Below are 448 nucleotides of genomic sequence, written 5' to 3' on the forward strand. Positions count from 1 at the left end.
TGAGGTGAAGGCGGAGCTGGCCCGCACGGACACGAAGGCTTCGTTGCTGCTGGCGTTCACCGGCGCCGCCCTCGCCGGCGTCTGGACCCTCGCGGGCACCGTGCGGCTGCCGGTGGCCGCGGCCGTGGTCGGCGGCGCCGGCGTCGTCGTGCTGCTGGCCGTGGTGGGGCTGCTGCTGCGGGCGGTGCGCCCGAACCTTTCCGGCGGTACCGGTTTCCCCCTGTGGGCCAGGCTCACCCCTGACGAGATCCGCGCCCACCTCGCCCAGGACGGGCGGGCGCAGGACATCGCCGGGCTGGCCCGGATCGCGGTGGTCAAGTTCGCCCGGCTCCAGCGCGCGATCGATCTGACCTACGCCGCCGGGGCCCTGCTCGTCACTGCTGCGGTGATCGCGCTGGGAGGTGCGTCGTGAGTGGGCAGGGCAGGGAGCTGACCCGCGCGCAGAAGG

General features: G+C 74.6%; 1 protein-coding gene. It reads left to right on the forward strand.

What is annotated here, in order from left to right; translation table 11 throughout:
* On the forward strand, positions 1-412 hold a 412-nt coding region (locus RND61_RS32520), incomplete at its 5' end, for a Pycsar system effector family protein (RefSeq protein WP_315881764.1).
* Between the last annotated feature and the right edge of the window lie 36 nt (positions 413-448).

The organism is Streptomyces tamarix, from assembly GCF_032423885.1.
Taxonomy (GTDB): domain Bacteria; phylum Actinomycetota; class Actinomycetes; order Streptomycetales; family Streptomycetaceae; genus Streptomyces; species Streptomyces tamarix.